Genomic DNA, 18,264 nt, shown 5'->3' with positions numbered 1-18,264 from the left:
CCTGCCACGACACCCGGTCGTGCGCAACGCCTCGGAGGCGTGCCAGAGTGGTTTAATGGACTGGTCTTGAAAACCAGCGAAGGGGTAACCCTTCCGTGAGTTCGAATCTCACCGCCTCCGCCAGTTTTTCCTTGGTTTTCCCGGTAGTGGTTGCTGACTTTTGTGGGTGATGCTCCGCAAAAATTCTGAGGGTGCTCCGCAAAAGCAGGAAATCGCACCGTGTGACGCGTCGCTTGGCTAAGGCTCCGGCGAGTGCGGTTTGGTCCAATTGGTGGCAGCTTTCGGCCAAGACCGGACTCTCAGTAGGAGCACCACCAAACCAATGACATCCAGCGTTCTTGATACACTAATCTGCTGGCCCATCCGGCGGGCCGTGTAACCGCTCGCATGAGGTCATCATCAAGCTAGCCTTTGAACGGCTTTCCCCGACTAGCGAAACGGTGAAACATTTGGTGGATTGAATGGATGACCTGAGCCAGAAGCGAGTTTCAAGTCCGATCTCCACCGGCGGGGAGGGTGTGTTCTTCGAGCAGCACGTCGCGGCGTACTGGCTGGCCCACCTCCTCGTGCGAAGCATTCCACCCATCCTGACTGACAGAGGCGTCACCGAAGTCCATTTCCAGACCGAGCATCTCGGCTTCAACACCGACGATTTCCTCATTGTCTGCGCGCGTGCAGGCGCACCGGCCGCACGGCTCGTCGGCCAGGTGAAGCGTAGCTTCACGATCAGTGCCGCCGACGGGGAATGCAAGAAGGCGATTGGCGATTTCTGGAAAGACTTCAAGAAGGCCGACCCGTTCAATCCCGAGAACGATCGCTTCGTCCTCGTCACTCTGCGCGGCACGAATACGCTTCTCGAAAATTTCGTCGGCCTGCTCGACTGCGCGCGGGGCGCGGCCGACGGCGAAGAGTTTCAACGGCGGCTATCTCTCGACGGGTTCATTTCGAAGAAGTCGGTCCACCAGTGCAACGAGCTCTGCCAGATCGTCAGCGCGCTGGAAGGAATGCCCGTCACCGCCAAAGACCTGTGGTCCTTCCTGCGCGTGCTGCACACCCTGAGCCTCGACCTGCACACCTCCACCCGCCAGACCGAGGCGCACACAAAGACGCTGCTCGCCCTCAAGGCTACCAACCCAGATCCCGTCGCCAGCGCAACGTCAACGTGGGACGCTCTCTTGACCTTCGCCAGCGAGGCGGGACCGGCCGCGCGGAGCCTGAAACGCGTCGACCTTCCGGCCGCCCTCGTCCAGGCGTACGGCGAGGTAGGCGCGAACGAGCAGCGCGTACTTACGGCATTGAAAAACCACACCGAATTCGTCCTGCGGAAGATCCGCACCACAATCGGGCCTGCCTTCCACCTGCGACGCACGGGCATCGTCCAGAAGGTGCTTGCGGCCATCTACGCGAAGCAAGTGGTCCTGATCGCAGGTCCGGCCGGTAGCGGCAAATCCGTCATCGGCAAGGAGGCGGTGTCTTTTCTCTCACGCGAATTCTTCGCCTTCGGGTTCCGGGTCGAGGAATTCGCCGTCGCTCACATCGACGAGACGCTACACAACAGCCAGATTCCGGCGCGCACCACCGAGCTTCAGGCCATCATCGGCGCGCAGGCCCGCAAGGTGCTCGTCATCGAGAGCGTCGAACGCCTGCTCGAAAAGCCAACGCGCGACGCCTTCAGCGACCTCATGACGCTCGCCCAGGGTGACGATGGCCTAGGCATCGTCATGACCTGCCGCGACTATTCCGTGGAGCAGGTGCAGGCCAGCTTCCTTCGACCCGCGGGCATTGATCACGCCGTCATCGAGGTTCCGCCGCTCAACGACACCGAATTGCAGGAGATCCAGGCCGCCTTTCCGTCGTTGGCAGTGCCGCTTGCCAACCCCGCACTCCGCGATATCCTGCGCAACCCGTACTTCATCGACAAGGCATTGCAGATTCCGTGGGACGCGGGACGTCCGCTACCGGAGAACGAGCGTGATTTCCGGGCCGTCTTCTGGCGGCAGATCGTGCGCGCGGACCACAATCTGGCCGATGGCATGCCGCGCCTGCGCGAGGAGGCCTTGCAGGAACTGGCGGTGCGCAGGGCGCGCGCGCTTTCGGATTACGTGCCTGCGACAGGACTCAATGCCGCGGCCATCGCCCTCCTGAAGCAAGATTCCCTCGTCGTTTCGCCGGACAGCAACGCTCTGCTCGTCGCGACGGCGCACGACGTCCTCGAGGATTGGGCCATCCTGCAATGGATCGAGGAACAGCACCTCACGGATGAGACGTCGTTCAATTCTCTGTCGTCAGCGATAGGGCCTCACCCTGCGGTGCGCCGCTCTTACCGGAAGTGGGTTGCCGAACTGGTCGACCGCGACGCACCCGCAGCAGACCGGCTGTTCAGCGCGGCCATCGCGCAAGCCGACGTGCCCGCCCAGTTCCGCGACGACACGCTGGTGTCGCTGCTGAAGGCACCGTCCGCCTCCGAATTCCTGACGCGGCACGAGGCCGAACTGCTCGCCAATGACCGCGCCATCCTCAAGCGGGTCATCCACCTCCTGCGCGTTGCTTGCGTAACGTCGCCCGCCTGGCTTGCCGACGTTCGCGGCCACAGCTCGATACTGAGTGTGCCGGAAGGCACGGTCTGGGCAACCGTCGTGGGGCTGGTTCATCGCAACATCGGCAGCTTTGGACCGGAAGACGCGCCGCTGCTTCTCGCATTGATCGAGGATGCCGTCCGCGGCGTCAGTTGGTGGGCACCGGACATCGACGGGGCCGACCATGTTGCCGACATTGCCCATTGGCTCCTACCGCGGTTTGACCATTACAGGGGCGGAGACACGCGCAAACGCATTCTGAAGGTGATTGCGAAGATCCCGAAGGCCAACCCCGCGCGCTTCGAAGCCGTCCTGCGCGGGCAGGTCAGGGAGAGGCGCAGACGCGATCCCGTCGCCGAGGAATTCCGCGACATCCTCCTTGCTGGCCTCGACGGTGCGCCCGCCGCGCGCGATCTGCCGGACCTCTTGATCTCCGTCGCACTGGATACCCTCCTCGCCACGGAGGAATATTTACGCGCGGAACCCTATGGCCGCTCATCCATCGACGTTGACCTTTGCTTCGGCATCAAGGAACACCTGCGCCATGATTTCTTCCCTGCCAGTGCCTTCCGGGGGCCGTGGATCAATCTGCTCACGAACCATCCGAGAAAGGGCCTCAACTTCCTGATCCAAGTCTTCAACCACAGTGCCGAGTGGTACGCGCATCCGCGTCTCGATGCCCCCCTTGAAGCTGCCTGGGAAGTCGAGCTCACGTTTGCCAACGGGACCACTCGGAAGCAATGGGTGAACCCGCGTCTCTGGGGCCTCTATCGCGGGATGAGCGTCGGGCCTTATTCGCTCCAGTCGCTGCTGATGGCCTTCGAGAAGTGGTTGCTCGACTACGCCGAATCCCATCCCGAGGGGCTCGACGCGGTACTCCTCGAAATCCTCCAGCGCAGCGATTCCTCCGCGCTCGCAGCCGTCGTCGCAAGCGTGGCGACCGCCCATCCTCACCGGTCAGGCGAGGCCCTTCTGGTGTTGCTGTCGGTGCAGGACTACATCGAGATCGATCGCAGCCGCATGGCCGGCGAGCACCAGACTTCGAGCCTCACGGGATTGTTCCCGGCTCTCCGCGCCGAAAACAAGATCTACGAAGAGGAGCGGAAGAAGTCGAACGCGCTGCCGCACCGCAAGCACGACCTTGAAGTGGCCATCGCAAACCTGCAACTCGGTCCTTTGGCCCCGCGGGCTCACGCCATCATCGACCGCTACATCGTGGCACTGCCCGCGCCGGACAAACGCAACAAGCACGATCTCACATGGCAGCTCGCCCTTCACCGGATGGACTTCCGCCAGTACGACGTGGCCCTCGATCAGCCCGCAGCGGGCGAAACATCGGCAGCGGACGGCGAGGGGCCGCCGAAGAACTGCATCCGCCTCGAACCCAAGCCCGCGGCTCCGGAAGTTCAGCAACTCATTGACGAGAGCGCGAAGAAGATGGGCGAGATGAATGCCCGTCTGGGTGTTTACATGTGGGGCCTCCAGATCTTCCAGCGCGAAGCCGGCTCTGCGGACCCTGCGCGGTGGCGGGAGAAGCTGGGAAGTGCCAAGGGCATGGACCGCACTGCGGAACATCCCGACAACAGCCGCAACGCTCCGGGATTTGTAGCTGCCGTCTGTGTCCGCGATCATTGGGACGAGATGTTGCCGGAAGAGAAGGCGTGGTGCATCGACGTCACCTGCTCCGAAATCTCCAGACACGCGGACCAGTGGGGAACCATCGACCGCGTGCAGCGGTTTTCGATGCTGGCTGATCGCCCCTGTGCCTTCGTCGTGCCGCTGCTGCTCTCCAAGCCCCTGACGGAAGCCCAGACGCCGCGCGTGCGCCAGGCCTTTATTGCCGCGCTAACCCATCCGATCGAAGAGGTCCGCTGGTACGCCATCTGGGGCATGAACGACAAAGTATGGGCCGCGAACCCCACTCTTGCCCTTCGCGCCGTCAATGCCATCGCAACCGAGGCCGCTCTTGCCGACCGCGATTGGACCGTCGGCGAAAAGAAGCGTTACGACAAGCGACGCACGCCGGACACGATCTCTGCTGCCGCGGCCGAAGACGTCCGCCGGCGGTTCTGGACCGAAGGGGAAATTGCCGAAGATGCGCACGTCAGGTTCGACATCACCGAGATATTTGGAGCCGAGGCGCACGCGAAGGTCCTCGCGATCCTAGGCCAGGTTCCTAACGAGCCTCTGGCCGTGGCCGCACACCGGCGCGCCAGCGAAGACCTCGTGGAGTGCTGGAACCATGAGCACGATCGTTCTCCCGACCGGCGCGACAGGGATTTTCACGGGGAGCAGGCCATATCCGACCGCATTCAGCAATTTGTGATGCGCGCGTCAGACGCCGATGCCGAGCAAGTCCTTCAGCCGATCCTCGAGGCCGTTGACCGGCATCCGCGCGAGGTCCACAACGTCATTCAGGGGTTCACTAGCAGCGAGGACAGCAACCCCAATACGCCGCATTACTGGTTCCTATGGAACCTGTTTGCTGAGCGGATCAAGGGCGCCGAGTGGCTCGCGCATCTGGACAGGGAGGATCCGCACGGCAGTGAGGTGCTGTCGACGATCTTCCTGACCTCGTGGTGGAAGGACAACGTCCTTCACTGGCGAAGCCTTGAAGGCTACGCGCACAACGTCGACGCGCTCTTCGATGCGCTGCCGCCTGTCTGGATCGTGCTGGACAGCTACGTGCGCTTCCTTTACCACATCGGCGAGCGTTCCATGCCCGCAGCGTTCGTGCGCATCGCGAACGTGCTCAGGCGCGGAAATCCCGCCGACATGCTGCGCGAGTCCAACACCGTCTTCATGCTCGAAGTTCTTCTCCAGCGGCATGTGTACGCACGGCCGCTGGAACTCAAGCGCGATCCAGTCCTGCGCGAGGCGATTCTGTATGTGCTCGATGTTCTTGTCGAGAGCGGTTCTTCCGCTGCGTTCAGGATGCGGGACGATTTCGTGACGCCGGCCGTCTGACGCTCCCCGATCCTTTGCCGACAAACTGGCTGAAAGACGCGAAGTGGGTTGACTAAACGATGAACGCCGTGCGCTCGGATCGCTGCATGTAAGCCGGTCACCCAGTGGCCGTTTCGGGTCGAAAACTGCCCCTGGCGCGTGACCGTTTTCGGCCAAGAACCGTCATTAAAAGATAAAATCTGGGCGGCCGATGTAGGCTGAGAGAGGCCGTTACGCTCGGCGGGCGATCCATAGACTCAGGAAGCGCGAAAAACTAGCACTCCGGATTCTCCCAGCCCGCCAGCGATCAGGTACGGAACCCAGGGGCAAGTAGTCCCGCTTTGGGCGGCTTCGCCGTGCATTGCCGACCGCGCGGTTTGCGATTGTGGCCTGCATCGGCAGTCATTCAGCCAAAATCAACGTCCACGACACCATAAACGGGGAAGACAGATGATGAGCCGGGGATCGGAATGGCATCGTTGGGAGCCGCATATTCACGGCCCTGGCACCGTACTGAACAATCAGTTTGGCGGGGGAGACCCATGGGACAGTTATCTGACTGCACTGGAAAGCTGCTCGCCAGTGATAGAGGCCCTTGCGGTCACGGACTACTACACAACGGACACCTATGAAGAGGTCGTTCGCCGAAAGGCCGCCGATCGACTGCCCAACGTCAAGTTCCTGTTTCCCAACGTCGAGCTACGCCTCGATATCGCCGCGAAGAAGGGCTTTGTAAACGTGCATCTGCTGGTCAATCCGACCGACCCTACTCACGTTGAGGAGATCAAGCGTTTTCTTTCCCGGCTCCAATTCAATGCTTTTGATGATCGCTTTGACTGTACTAAGGCAGACCTGATTCGCCTGGGCAAGGCTTCTGACAGTGCCATCAAGGACGATCGATCCGCTTTGATTGAAGGAACCACGCAGTTCAAGGTCAATTTTGATTCGCTGCGCAAGGCGTTCAAAGAGAGTGCCTGGGCCAATAACAACATCCTCATCGCCATAGCTGGCGGCGAAGGTGACGGCACATCTGGCGTGCGCCAAGCTGCGGACAAGACGATTCGACAAGAGCTAGAAAAATTTGCACACGTCATCTTTGCGAGCAGTCCAGCGCAGCGCGAATTCTGGCTGGGAAAGCGCGCGGTGAGCTTGGACCAAATGCACGACAGATATGGTGGATGCAAACCCTGCTTGCATGGGAGCGATGCTCACGACCTGTCCTCCATCGGGAAACCGGAGGATGACAGGTTCTCTTGGATAAAGGGTGCGTTGACATTCGACAGCCTGAAACAGGCTTGCATTGATCCAGACGGACGCGCCTATGTCGGGCGCGAGCCGCCGACCGGTGCAATGCCGTCGCAGGTGATATCGGATGTACGAATCTTTGATGCGTCTTGGGCCGCGACCAAAGTTGTGCCGCTGAATCCCGGTTTGGTTGCCATCATTGGCGCACGCGGGTCAGGAAAGACTGCTCTGGCAGACGTTATTGCCGCCGGATGTGACGCCATCTCGGAGGCTGCATTGGCAGCCGACGGCGACGTCAGCCCATCGTTCCTGGTTCGCGCGCGCCCGCTCATCGGGGAGGCGACGGTCAAGCTCGGCTGGGGCGGCGGAGATGAATCAGGCTGTTACCTCGATGGTCGAAATGCCGACGACGTCTTGGCCATTCCTCGCGCTCGATATTTGTCGCAACAGTTCGTCGAAGAACTCTGTTCCTCAAAAGGCGCGTCTGAAGGGCTCGTGCGGGAAATCGAGCGCGTGATCTTTGAGGCCCATGCGGCACAGGGCCAAGACGGCGCTTATAGCTTTGAGGAACTGCGTGACCAGCGTACAACTCGCTTCCGCCAAGCACGTCGCCTAGAGGCCGAAGCTATAGTGGCGACGTCTGACCGCATTGCCGAGGAACTAGAGAAAGAAGCCATCGTCACTAGCCTCGCAGCCCAAGTCGCGGCGAAGGAAAAGCTGCTGGCCGGCTATGCGGTCGACTTGTCTAAGCTCGTGATCAAGGGTGCTGAAGCGCAGGTTCAGCGGCACACCGATCTCACCGAAGCCGCGCAGGCCTTGACTACGCGGGTTAATACGCTAGCGAATCAGCGTAGGACGTTCGCCGCAATGCAGGACGAGGTAAAAAGCACGCGGGCATCGAAGGCGCCGGAGATGCTGCGACAGGCCATGGCGCGTCATCCAAACAGCGGCCTCGACCAGAAGCAATGGGATGACTTCCTACTGGTCTACCAAGGTGACGTTGACAGAGCACTCACGGACTATCGCGCCTGGGCGGACAAGGAGATCGCAAAGCTAAACGGTGTTGTCCCTCCAGAGGGGGATCCCGCCGTCCCGCTGATACAGGCGGACGCAGACTTGAAGACGGTTCAGTTGGCCGTTCTTAAGGCAGAGATGGCCCGCCTCGAAAAGCGCATCAGTGCCGACACCGTGGTGCGGAACCAGTACACCACGTTGTCCAAGAAGATCGCTACTGAGAAGGCGGCCCTTCAGGCTCTAAAGACGCGATTGGACGACGCGAAGGGGGCAGGGGAACGGCGCAAGATCTTCCAACAGGAGCGGGAAGCTGCATATGGTCGCTTATTCGACGCCATAGTGAAGGAGCAAAACGCCCTGACCGAACTGTACGCGCCACTTATGGAACGCCTCAGCGCCATGCAGGGGACGCTGAAGAAGCTGAGCTTCAGGGTATCGCGGATTGCCGACGTGTCTCAATGGGCCAGCGTCGGTGAGAACGATTTGATTGACTGCCGCAAGGCTGGCGATTTTTATGGTCGAGGTGCGTTGGAGAAGACGGTGCGCGCTGAACTGCTATCTGCTTGGGAAACAGGTACTGCCGCAGACGTGCAAACTGCCATGAGTGGGTTCATCTCCGCCCACTACAAAGCGCTGCGCGCTCAAGCACCGCTCGCTCCAGCCGAGCAAGAAGCTTTCCGGCAGTGGTCCAAGCGATTCGCTCATTGGCTTTTCAGTACGGACCACATCATGGTCAGGTACGAAATTTTGTATGACGGCATCGACATCCGGAAGCTCTCGCCAGGCACCCGCGGTATTGTTCTCCTGCTCCTTTACTTGGCGCTGGACGATGCCGATGACCGGCCGTTGATCATTGATCAACCGGAAGAGAATCTTGATCCTAAGTCCGTCTTTGACGAACTGGTATCGCTCTTCATCTCGGCCAAATCAAAGCGCCAAGTAATCATGGTGACACACAACGCCAACTTGGTGATTAACACTGATGCCGATCAGATCATCGTAGCCAACGCTAGCCCGTCGGGAAGCGGCGGCCTACCGTCGTTCACGTACACCGCCGGAGGCCTGGAAGACGCCGAAATCCGGAAAATCGTTTGTGACATCCTGGAAGGGGGAGAAAAAGCATTCCGCGAACGAGCGCGCCGTTTGCGGGTCCGCCTCGAGAGATAGCACGTCCGGATTGAGGAATGACGATGCAACGGTGCGGCAAGCGCATCTAGGCCATAAGGAGGTTAAGCGCTCTTCCGAACATTCGACGAACGATAGGCGATGCGTTGAAGCGGCCGTTGCGGGCAAGGGATGTCAGAGCTGAATCGCTGAGCAGCGAAGCGCTTGGCTGTAGGGCGAACGACCGCAACCCACTGCAGAGCGAACCTCGTGCAGCGAACTCGAACGGCAGCATCGGGTCGATATCAGGCGTTGGAACCAAGAATCATCGCGTCGGCTCAATCTTAGCGCCCCGACGGTTCCGCATATAGCGCTCGGTAGTCATGACGCTTGTATGCCCGAGTTGCTTCTGCGCGGCGCGTATGTCACCAACGCCCTCGGCTTTGTCCGTACCCGCTTTTGCTCGCAGATCGCGGAATTGATACTTCTTCGGATCGGGCAACCCTGCCGCAAGACGAGCCTCCACAAACATCGATTGGATCGACTTGAGGCCAACCCGTCGACCGCGCTCGTTCACCACCAAGAAAAAGCTACGTGGATTATGTCCAATTTTCTGCTTGGAAATCCGATCAAGGGTTGCCTTAAGCCGACCTGCGACACGAATACGGAGCTTCGATTTCGTTTTTCCCTGTTGGATTACCAGGCAGCCATCCGATAAATCGCGCTCACTCATTTTGAGAACGTCGGAGGGGCGTTGCCCGGTCAGATAGGCCAAGTCCATCGCATCGCGTAATGGCTGACGAGCGTGCTCGTGCATGACGCGATATTCGTCGTCCTCGATGTACACGTCTCGCGGACGCTCTCGATAACCCTTGATGCCCGCACATGGATTCGGTTGATCTGTGTAGCCCCATTCTCGGGCCTTGTTCCAGATATGCGAGAACAGGGCCTTCTCCCGGTTCGCCCGCACCTGCCCCTCAGTTCCTTTGATCGCCTTTCCGGCTGCGCGCAGGGCGTCCACCCTGCTTCGCACACGCCAATCCAGATACTGGCGGACGTTGATCGGCTTAATCTCATCCAATGGCGCTGGCGGATCGTCAAAGAACGCGTAGAGCTTTGCCAGCATCAGCCGATCCCCTTCTCGAGTGTTGAGTGCTATGTTCGGTAGCACCTTCCGAACATAGCGCTCCGAAACATAGCGGAACGTAATCGGCTTACGGTGAATCGGCTTGGCATCTGCCTCCAATTCCGTCCACTTCCGCACCGCCTGCACGAAATCCGAACCCAGCGGAATTTCACGGCGAGGCGTGACTCCTGCGTCGTAGTAATAGAAGACAGTCCCGACGCTACTCTCGGGGAAATCGAAAAAATCTGGCGGAGGCGGTGAGATTCGAACTCACGGAAGGGTTACCCCTTCGCTGGTTTTCAAGTCCCACTGGGAAATCGTTGTGGGGTAAGAGGTTAAGGGTGGCTTCGCCTCGAAAACGGGAGGCCGTGAAAAGCCGGAAGCCCGCGTGTTTACTGGGGGTGAAAAACGGATTGCCGAGCAGGATCTGGAGAGAATTGGCGCCGCGCCGTCGGGAAACTTTCCTATTTATTGTCGCCACAAAAAATAGTTGATGGGCGAGAATTTTTGTGCGCACAATAAATGCCCATGGATATCAGTTTCGACCCGACGAAAAGTGACCGGAATGTGCAGGAACGGGGTTTGCCGTTCACGATGGCCCAGGACTTCGAGTGGGACAGCGCGGTGATCGAAGAGGATGTTCGAGTCGACTATGGCGAAAGACGCTACCCGGCCTTCGGGTACATCGGTGACCGGCTTTTCGCATTGGCCTTCACGCCTCGCGCAGAAAAAATACACGTCATCAGCTTGCGCAAGGCGAATTCGCGAGAGGTGAAACGCTATGCCGAAACTTAAGCCCGGAACCGTCCTCCCTACACCGGCTGAGGACGCCAAGATCAAGAAGCAGATGCGTCAGGATTCGCAGAATCCGGAATGGACGAAGAAGGACTTCGCTAAGGCGCAACCTGCTCGTGAGGTATTGCCGGGGATTGTTGGCAAGGAAGCTGCCGAGAAACTGCTCAAGCCTCGCGGTCGACCCAAGGCCGAGGTCACCAAGGAGCGAATCAACATTCGGCTGTCGCCGGAGGTTGTCGATTACTTCAAGGCGTCGGGTAGTGGTTGGCAGACGAGAATCGATGCGGCATTACGGCAGTTCATTGCGGAGCATCCGCATTTGGCGTGATGGGCGCCGCCGAGATATTTTCCCGTGACCGATGCGCCGATACGCTCAATTGGCGATTCCGACATCGCTCTCATACTGAATGAATTGCCGACCAAACCCCAGCTTGCGGGCGATGCGGCGATTCCCCGTATTGACGACAGCACTCGTTGGCAACTGAGTGGTGTCACCAGCGTTGTAAGCGGCGACCATTCTGCTTGGGTATGCCCTAACGCCAAGCCTCTTGAGCGCCTGCGGTGCCAAGACTTCGATCGGACGCACGGGGATTGGTTTGCCGGACAGGACACTAGGTTTGGCCTTGGCGTACACCCCGACGCCTAATTTGACGATCGTGCCCTCGTCAACCAACTCCCGCAGCGCGCGGCTAAGTTGTGCCTCGCTCCCCATTTGCGCGAAGTCGGCCCGCAGAAAGACATCCGCTTTCCGCTTACGGAGCGATGTTTTCAGTTTGTCTCGCAGGTTCACCGCTTCAACGAGTCATGGCTTGCGCGCGCAACGGCTACGAGCGTTCACAGCAGTTCGAGTGCCAGCGCGATGCCCTGTCCTCCGCCAATGCAAAGCGTCACGATCCCGCGCCGACCGCCGCCACGCTGCATCTGATGTAACAGTCGCGTAGTCAGCACAGCGCCGCTCGCACCGATCGGATGTCCATGAGCAATCGCGCCGCCCTCTACATTTACAACGTCTTCCGCAAAGCCCAGCTCGCGCAGACACGCCAGTGCGATGGCCGCGAACGCCTCGTTGATTTCTACGCGATCCACGTCCGATATAGACCAGCCGGCGCGCGCAATAGCCTGTCGCACCGCAGGGATCGGGCCCAGGCCGAAGAAACCCGGCTCCACCGCTCCCACGCCATAACTGACCAGCCGGGCCATTGGTGTCAGGCCATTGCGTTCGGCCCAGCCCCGCTCGGCGACGACCATCGCAGCCGCGCCGCTGTTCAGGCCGGGCGCGTTGCCTGCGGTAATCGTCCCGTCCTTGCGAAAGGCCGGCTTGAGCCTGGCAAGCGATTCGGCGCTGGTATCCGGCCGATTGTGCTCGTCGCGGTCGAACACCGTTGGGCCTTTGCGACCTGGCACCTCCACCGGGACGATTTCAGCATCGAAGCGTCCAGCTGCCTGAGCCTGTGCGAAGCGCTGTTGAGATCGCAGCGCCCAACGGTCCTGGTCTTCACGAGAGATGCCACACTTTGCTACGAGATCCTCAGTGTGCCAGCCTGAATGCTGACCGCTGAAGGCGTCATTGAGCCCGTCGAGCAGCATGCTGTCGAACAACGTCACGTCGCCCATTCGAGCACCCCAGCGCCCTTGCGGTAGCAGATAGGGGCTGCGATCCATGTTTTCCATGCCACCTGCGATCGCGCACTCGATCATGCCAGCCCAGATTTCGGTGGCCGCACTGACGATGGCCTGCGCTCCCGACCCACAGACGCGGTTGACCGTAAGCGCCGGAACGTCGACCGGCAATCCCCCGCCGATGCCCGCCTGCCGCGCCGGATTCATTTTTACGCCGGCCTGAATCACATTGCCCATGACCAGCGAATGGACCTTGTCGGCGGCCAATCCAGCGCGCCCGAGGCTTTCGCGGATAACGGCAGCGCCAAGCGTCGGCGCTGGCACGTCCTTGAGTGTCCCGGCGTAGGTGCCGATCGCCGTACGCACAGGGCTGCATAGGACCACTTCAACGTTGCTCATGACCTTGCTCCTCAAAGGAATGACGCGGAATCAGGTAATACGGAAGATGATGCCGGCCAATGCAGTCCCGGTACGAGGGTGTTAAGGACCGTCCCGCCTTTCTTCAGGTTCAGATGACACTACAGGCTTGTCCGGATCCCTGGGCACCCGTGCGGTTCTGTTTCCGCGTTGACGGCCTTCTATGATGGCAGAGGCAGTCGTGGCCTTCTTGACGTATGTCAAGACACGTATGGCGCCGGCAGCGCGCCAAGCGGCCGTATCAACCCGTTTGCGCTGGATGCTCTGTCGAACCCGAGCGCCGACGCCCGGGGCTATTGCAGGAAGCACTGGGGCAAATTCGCTGCGGAAGGTGCGCCTCGTCGCCGCGCTGCACGACGGGTTCGATGCCCCAGTTGTGCGATTATGGGCACGATGCGATAGCTGGACACGATCCGGGCGCGATGCATCACCCTCCGACAGACATGTCCGTGATGTCCCGGCAATGACCGTAGAGGAGCATCGGCATGAGCACACGTGATGACGAAATTCGCCCGGCAGCCGCCACCGACTTCGATGCCATCCGCGCGTTGCTGGACACCTGCGGGCTACCCGCCAGCGACCTCACGACGCAAAGCCTCGACGGCTTCCACGTCGCCGTGCGCGACGCCGGGATTGTCGGGGTGGCGGGACTGGAACAGGCCGGCATGGCAGCCCTGCTGCGTTCGGTCGCTGTTCACCCGCGGCTGCGCGCGTCCGGTCTCGGTAGTCGCCTTATCGACGCTTCTATTGCGCTAGCGCAAACGCGATCGCTGCGCGCGCTGTACCTTATTCCGAACGACGAATCCGCCCACACATTCTTTGCACGGCGCGGGTTCATTCGCATCGAGCGAAACCACATTCCCGAAGCGATCCGCGCTCTGCCCGAATTCACTCATCTCTGCCCGCAGACGCACCCGTGCTTGTGGAAACCGCTGAATCCCGATGGCTCCAAGGTGCCTGCCATGAAGAAACTCGAAGTGTTTGATCCCGCCATGTGTTGCTCGACAGGCGTTTGCGGTGTGGACGTGGACCCCGTGCTGGCGCAATTCGCTGCTGACCTGAAGTGGGTCGACGCGCACGGCGTCACCGTGGCCCGCTACAACCTCGGCCAGGCGCCGCAAGCGTTCGCCGCCAACGCGGCGGTGGTCAAGGAAATGGAAGCCGGTATGGAACGGCTGCCGATCCTCGTGATCGACGGCCACATCGTATCGACGGGCATGTATCCGTCCCGCCAGCAACTCGCGCAGAAACTCGGCATTGCGCTGACTGCGGCGGAAAAGCCGCACATCAAGGCCGGCAACTGCTGCACGCCGGGTTCAGGCTGCTGCTAGGGGGCGCTCATGTCCCTTCCTGAAACGCAGACCCGATATCTGTTCTTCACCGGAAAAGGCGGCGTCGGCAAGACATCGCTTTCCTGTGCCACGGGGCTCGCCCTAGCGGATGCCGGCAAGCGGGTGCTCATCGTCAGCACGGATCCGGCCTCCAATCTCGACGAGGTACTTGGCGTCGGTCTGAGTCAGTTGCCGACGGCAGTGCCCGGCGCCGCGGGCCTGTTCGCGTTGAATATCGATCCCGAAGCCGCCGCGCAGGCCTACCGGGAACGCATGGTCGGGCCGTATCGCGGCGTCTTGCCTGCCGCGGCGATCCGCAACATGGAGGAACAGTTTTCCGGGGCCTGCACGGTCGAGATAGCGGCCTTCGACGAATTCTCCAAACTGCTCGGCGACCCGGCGGCAACGGTCGATTTCGATCACGTGATTTTCGATACCGCCCCGACGGGCCACACGCTGCGTTTGTTGACGTTGCCGTCGGCGTGGAACGAGTTCATCTCGTCGTCGACTGGGGGCGCCTCGTGCCTCGGGCCACTGGCCGGGCTAGAGAAACAGAAGGCGCTGTACGCGGCGACTGTCGAACGCCTCTCGAACGCAGCGCAGACCACCGTCGTTCTGGTGAGTCGCCCGGAAGTTGCGGCGTTGCGCGAAGCGAATCGCACACGGCACGAACTGGCCGAACTCGGCATTCACAACCAGGTGCTGGCCATCAATGGGCTCTTTGCCACGGACCGGCGTGACGACGCCATCGCGACCGCCATGGCGCAGCGTGCGCAGCAGGCGCTGGCCGACATGCCGCGAGAACTGGCTGGCTTGCCGCAGACGCGCACTCCGTTTCTGCCGCGCGGCACGGTCGGCCTGGACGCGCTGCGCGACATGGCGCATCCCGAGCGCGTGCGCATGCCGACCGAGCGCCGGATGCCCGAAACCGCCTTGCCGCCGGGCTTGGGGAGACTCGTCGACGAGCTGGCAACCACGGGCCACGGCGTAATCATGACGATGGGAAAAGGCGGCGTGGGCAAGACTACAGTAGCGGCGGCTATCGCTGTCGCGCTGGCGGGCCGTGGACACGACGTCATCCTCTCAACCACCGACCCGGCCTCGCATGTAGCCGCCACCGTCGATGGCGTCGTGCCTCGGCTGAGCGTCACCCGCATCGACCCGGCGCGCGAAGTGCAGCAGTACACCGAGGAAGTGCTGGGCAAAGCGGCATCGCATCTCGACGCGGGCGGCCGGGCGATGCTCGAAGAAGATCTGCGCTCGCCCTGCACCGAAGAGATCGCCATCTTCAGGGCCTTCGCGCGTACCGTCGATCAAGGCAAATCCGGCTTTGTGGTTCTGGACACCGCGCCCACCGGGCACACCATCCTGCTGCTCGATGCAGCCGAGGCTTATCACCGCGAAGTGATGCGTACACAGGGTGACATGCCGGAGTCGGTCCGTCAGTTGCTGCCGCGCCTGCGCGACCCGGACTACAGCCGAATCCTCATCGTCACGTTGCCGGAAGCGACGCCGGTTCACGAAGCGGAGCGCCTGCGCGCCGACCTCGCGCGCGCCGGGATTTCGCCGTACGCGTGGGTCATCAACCAGTCGTTGCTGGCGAGCGGCACGACCGATCCGATGCTATGTCAGCGAGGGACTTGCGAGGTGCCGTTCGTGCGCCGCGTGGCGGACAATCTGGCGCAGCGCACCGCATTGATTCCGTGGCTTGCCGAGGCACCGGTCGGGGAAGCCGGCCTCAAGCATGTGATCACGTCGCGGGCGGCCACGTCGTGCGCCGACCAACGCCTTGAAGCGCAATAGGCTGCGACACCGCTGAAATTCGAATCAGGAGATGGAACGAAAACGCATGCCTACAGACATTAACGCCGTAGTCATCGGAGGTGGCCAGGCCGGGCTTGCCACCTCCTACTTCCTGCGCCGTGCGGGACTCGACCATATCGTGCTGGATGACCAGAGCGCCCCCGGAGGCGCCTGGCGACATACCTGGGACTCGCTGCATCTGTTTTCGCCGGCACAATGGAGTTCGCTGCCAGGCTGGCCGATGCCCGTATCACAAGACACGTACCCGACGCGCAACGAGGTCATCGACTATCTGGCGAGATACGAGGATCGTTATCACTTCCCAGTGCGGCGCCCCGTTCATGTCGAATCCGTTTCACGTGTACAGAATGGCTTGCTGGTTACCACTGATCGTGGGGAATGGCTGGCTAAGGCAGTGGTGAGCGCGACCGGTACGTGGAGCGCACCCTATATCCCAGACTACGCTGGACGCGAGATCTTTCGAGGTCGCCAGATGCATTCGGCGCAGTATCGCAACCCGGACGATCTGCGCGGAAAAAACGTGCTGGTGGTGGGCGGCGGCAACTCGGGTGCGCAAATCCTGGCGGAGGTATCGACAGTCTGCAACGCTATGTGGGTGACATTGCAGGAGCCCGCTTTTCTTCCAGATGACGTGGATGGCCGAGTCTTGTTCGAACGCGCGACAGCCAAATGGCAGGCGCTTCGCGATGGGCACACGATGACGGCGCCGGTGGGCGGTTTGGGCGACATCGTCATGGTTCCGCCTGTACGCGACGCGCGTGCGCGAGGCGTTCTGCACTCAATGCGTCCGTTCAACCACTTCGATGCAGACGGCGTCGTGTGGAGCAACGGCACGCACGCCCGCGTCGATGTCGTGATCTGGTGCACAGGGTTCCGCCCCGCACTCAGACATCTTGACCCGCTGCAGATCTGCGACAGCGACGGATTACCAAGGACAGATGGGACGCACGCCCGAAACGAGGAGCGCTTGTGGTTGGTCGGCTACGGCGAGTGGTGCGGGGCTGCGTCGGCCACGCTCATTGGTGTAATGCGTAGCGCTCGAGAGGCGGCGGGGAACATAGTCCAATATGTACGATGAAAACAGGACCGTTCCTTCGCGTTAAGCGGACGCTCGCAAGGCCGTATGGAGCCGCCTGCGAATGACCGGTTGAATCCACAGCCGATTTCGGCCTTTCCCGTGTGTGCGCCACCGGCCATGAGCCATTACACAGGGCGCCGCACTTGAAAGGCGATGGATTCGAGCATCCACTGATCGATGTCCCATTGCATCAACGCCTCGACCACCCCGCCCGATGCGCTCGGCGCCGCGTCGCTACGGACGAGCTGAATTGGGAAACGATCAAAAGTCCTGTCGCGCCTTTTTTTCCTGCCAATGAAGTTCGACTTCGTTGCGGGTCATCAGAATCGAGTCACATAGCTCGCTGGTAGTCCCCTTCACTTACGGCTTGACATGTCGCTCGAGCAAATCAATATCGTCACGCAATAGCTTCAACACGCCCGCCACACTTTGCTCGCTGAGCTGCCGCCCCGCATCTTGCTCGACCGAGCGCAGCGCCATGTCGGCAATCTGCTCCGCGATCTCGTCAACCTTACGCGGGCCGGACGGCGTGAACCACCAGGCTGTCCAGTTGCACATGCCGATGATCGAGAACGCGGCGACCTTGGCGTCCATCATGCGAAACTGACCGCGCTCGATACCCAACTCAATCGCCTGCCGGAACTGTTCAAGCACCGCGCGCCGCGATTGCTCGGCGAGCTTCCTTTGCTTGAGCGGCAAGTTGTCCTCATTGCGCTCCACCACACGAAATTGCAACGGATGCGTGAGGATCAGATGAGCATGCCGCAACACTAGATGCCGCAACATCGCGGCCGGTTGCCGCAAATCCTCCGGTAACGCCTCGGAGGCCAACTCCCCCGCCGCGCGCGTGACCACCGTGGTCAACACTTCGAGAATCGCTTCCTTGCTCTTGAAGTAGTAGTACAGCGCCGGACGACTCACGCCCACGACATCCGCAATGTCGTTGAAGCTCGTCCCGTCGAAACCCCGCTCGATAAACAGCCGCGTTGCGACCTCCAGAATGTTCTCCCGCAACGCGTCGCTCTTTGTCTGTGCTTTGCTCATGACGACCTTCAGTTCCTCTTTTGACGCAGGCGTCAGAAAACCCCAACGATAACCAAATTCCCTTACAGCGCAAAGCCCCGCAAGCATTTCGCCCCAGACTTTTTTACATCTCCGTCAAATTTCAACACGAATGTTTACTCATTC

General features: G+C 60.9%; 11 protein-coding genes and 1 tRNA gene. 8 read left to right on the top strand and 4 right to left on the bottom strand.

The genetic code is table 11. The features are described 5' to 3' along the window. Nucleotides 1–33 precede the first annotated feature (33 nt). The 3 genes from PanNE5_RS16235 to PanNE5_RS16225 all read left to right on the top strand — a co-directional run bounded on the left by PanNE5_RS16235 (nt 34) and on the right by PanNE5_RS16225 (nt 8,948). Nucleotides 34–123, top strand: a tRNA-Ser gene (locus tag PanNE5_RS16235). Nucleotides 124–461: 338 nt separating this feature from the next. After that, complete coding sequence (locus PanNE5_RS16230; RefSeq protein ID WP_261938402.1) at nt 462–5,543, top strand: hypothetical protein; 5,082 nt, start codon at nt 462–464, stop codon at nt 5,541–5,543. Nucleotides 5,544–5,972: 429 nt separating this feature from the next. Continuing rightward, nucleotides 5,973–8,948, top strand: a complete 2,976-nt coding sequence (locus PanNE5_RS16225; protein ID WP_261938401.1) for a TrlF family AAA-like ATPase — start codon at nt 5,973–5,975, stop codon at nt 8,946–8,948. Between the two features lie 262 nt (nt 8,949–9,210). On the opposite strand, the gene PanNE5_RS16220 is transcribed toward PanNE5_RS16225, so the two are convergent. Continuing rightward, nucleotides 9,211–10,011, bottom strand: coding sequence for a tyrosine-type recombinase/integrase (locus PanNE5_RS16220; RefSeq protein ID WP_261938400.1), 801 nt, complete (start codon nt 10,009–10,011; stop codon nt 9,211–9,213). A gap of 528 nt (nt 10,012–10,539) precedes the next feature. Here PanNE5_RS16220 and PanNE5_RS16215 point away from each other — a divergent pair. Together PanNE5_RS16215 and PanNE5_RS16210 are read left to right on the top strand one after the other, a co-directional pair. Then, nucleotides 10,540–10,806, top strand: coding sequence for a BrnT family toxin (locus PanNE5_RS16215; RefSeq protein WP_261938399.1), 267 nt, complete (start codon nt 10,540–10,542; stop codon nt 10,804–10,806). Nucleotides 10,807–10,858: 52 nt separating this feature from the next. Then, entirely contained in the window at nt 10,859–11,134 is a 276-nt protein-coding gene (locus PanNE5_RS16210) for a BrnA antitoxin family protein (RefSeq protein WP_410007592.1), read from the top strand. Nucleotides 11,135–11,179: 45 nt separating this feature from the next. On the opposite strand, the gene PanNE5_RS16205 is transcribed toward PanNE5_RS16210, so the two are convergent. Both PanNE5_RS16205 and PanNE5_RS16200 read right to left on the bottom strand, forming a co-directional pair. Then, nucleotides 11,180–11,596 (bottom strand): DUF6088 family protein, encoded by a 417-nt coding sequence (locus tag PanNE5_RS16205; RefSeq protein ID WP_261938397.1) that lies wholly within the window; start codon nt 11,594–11,596, stop codon nt 11,180–11,182. A 44-nt stretch (nt 11,597–11,640) separates the two neighbouring features. After that, nucleotides 11,641–12,825: a thiolase family protein gene (locus tag PanNE5_RS16200; protein WP_261938396.1), complete on the bottom strand. Its 1,185-nt coding sequence runs from the start codon at nt 12,823–12,825 to the stop codon at nt 11,641–11,643. Between the two features lie 503 nt (nt 12,826–13,328). Here PanNE5_RS16200 and arsD point away from each other — a divergent pair. The 3 genes from arsD to PanNE5_RS16175 are packed head-to-tail and all read left to right on the top strand — an operon-like array spanning nt 13,329 to nt 17,076. Beyond that, complete coding sequence (gene arsD / locus PanNE5_RS22965) at nt 13,329–14,174, top strand: arsenite efflux transporter metallochaperone ArsD (RefSeq protein ID WP_150564084.1); 846 nt, start codon at nt 13,329–13,331, stop codon at nt 14,172–14,174. Nucleotides 14,175–14,183: 9 nt separating this feature from the next. Further along, the gene (gene arsA, locus PanNE5_RS16180; protein WP_261938395.1) at nt 14,184–15,977 is read left to right on the top strand and encodes an arsenical pump-driving ATPase; all 1,794 of its coding nucleotides are present in this window, start codon (nt 14,184–14,186) and stop codon (nt 15,975–15,977) included. 46 nt (nt 15,978–16,023) lie between these two features. Beyond that, a complete protein-coding gene (locus PanNE5_RS16175; RefSeq protein WP_261938394.1) occupies nt 16,024–17,076 on the top strand; it encodes an ArsO family NAD(P)H-dependent flavin-containing monooxygenase in 1,053 nt (350 codons plus the stop codon). Nucleotides 17,077–17,436: 360 nt separating this feature from the next. On the opposite strand, the gene PanNE5_RS16170 is transcribed toward PanNE5_RS16175, so the two are convergent. Continuing rightward, on the bottom strand, nt 17,437–18,207 hold the full coding sequence (locus PanNE5_RS16170) for a TetR/AcrR family transcriptional regulator (RefSeq protein ID WP_261938393.1): 771 nt from the start codon (nt 18,205–18,207) through the stop codon (nt 17,437–17,439). Nucleotides 18,208–18,264: the final 57 nt, after the last annotated feature.

The sequence above is a fragment of the Pandoraea sp. NE5 genome (genome assembly GCF_024363545.1).
In the GTDB taxonomy this organism is placed as follows: domain Bacteria; phylum Pseudomonadota; class Gammaproteobacteria; order Burkholderiales; family Burkholderiaceae; genus Pandoraea; species Pandoraea cepalis.
Note: the sequence above shows the minus strand (reverse complement) of the source record. Positions and strands in the feature narration are given on the sequence as shown.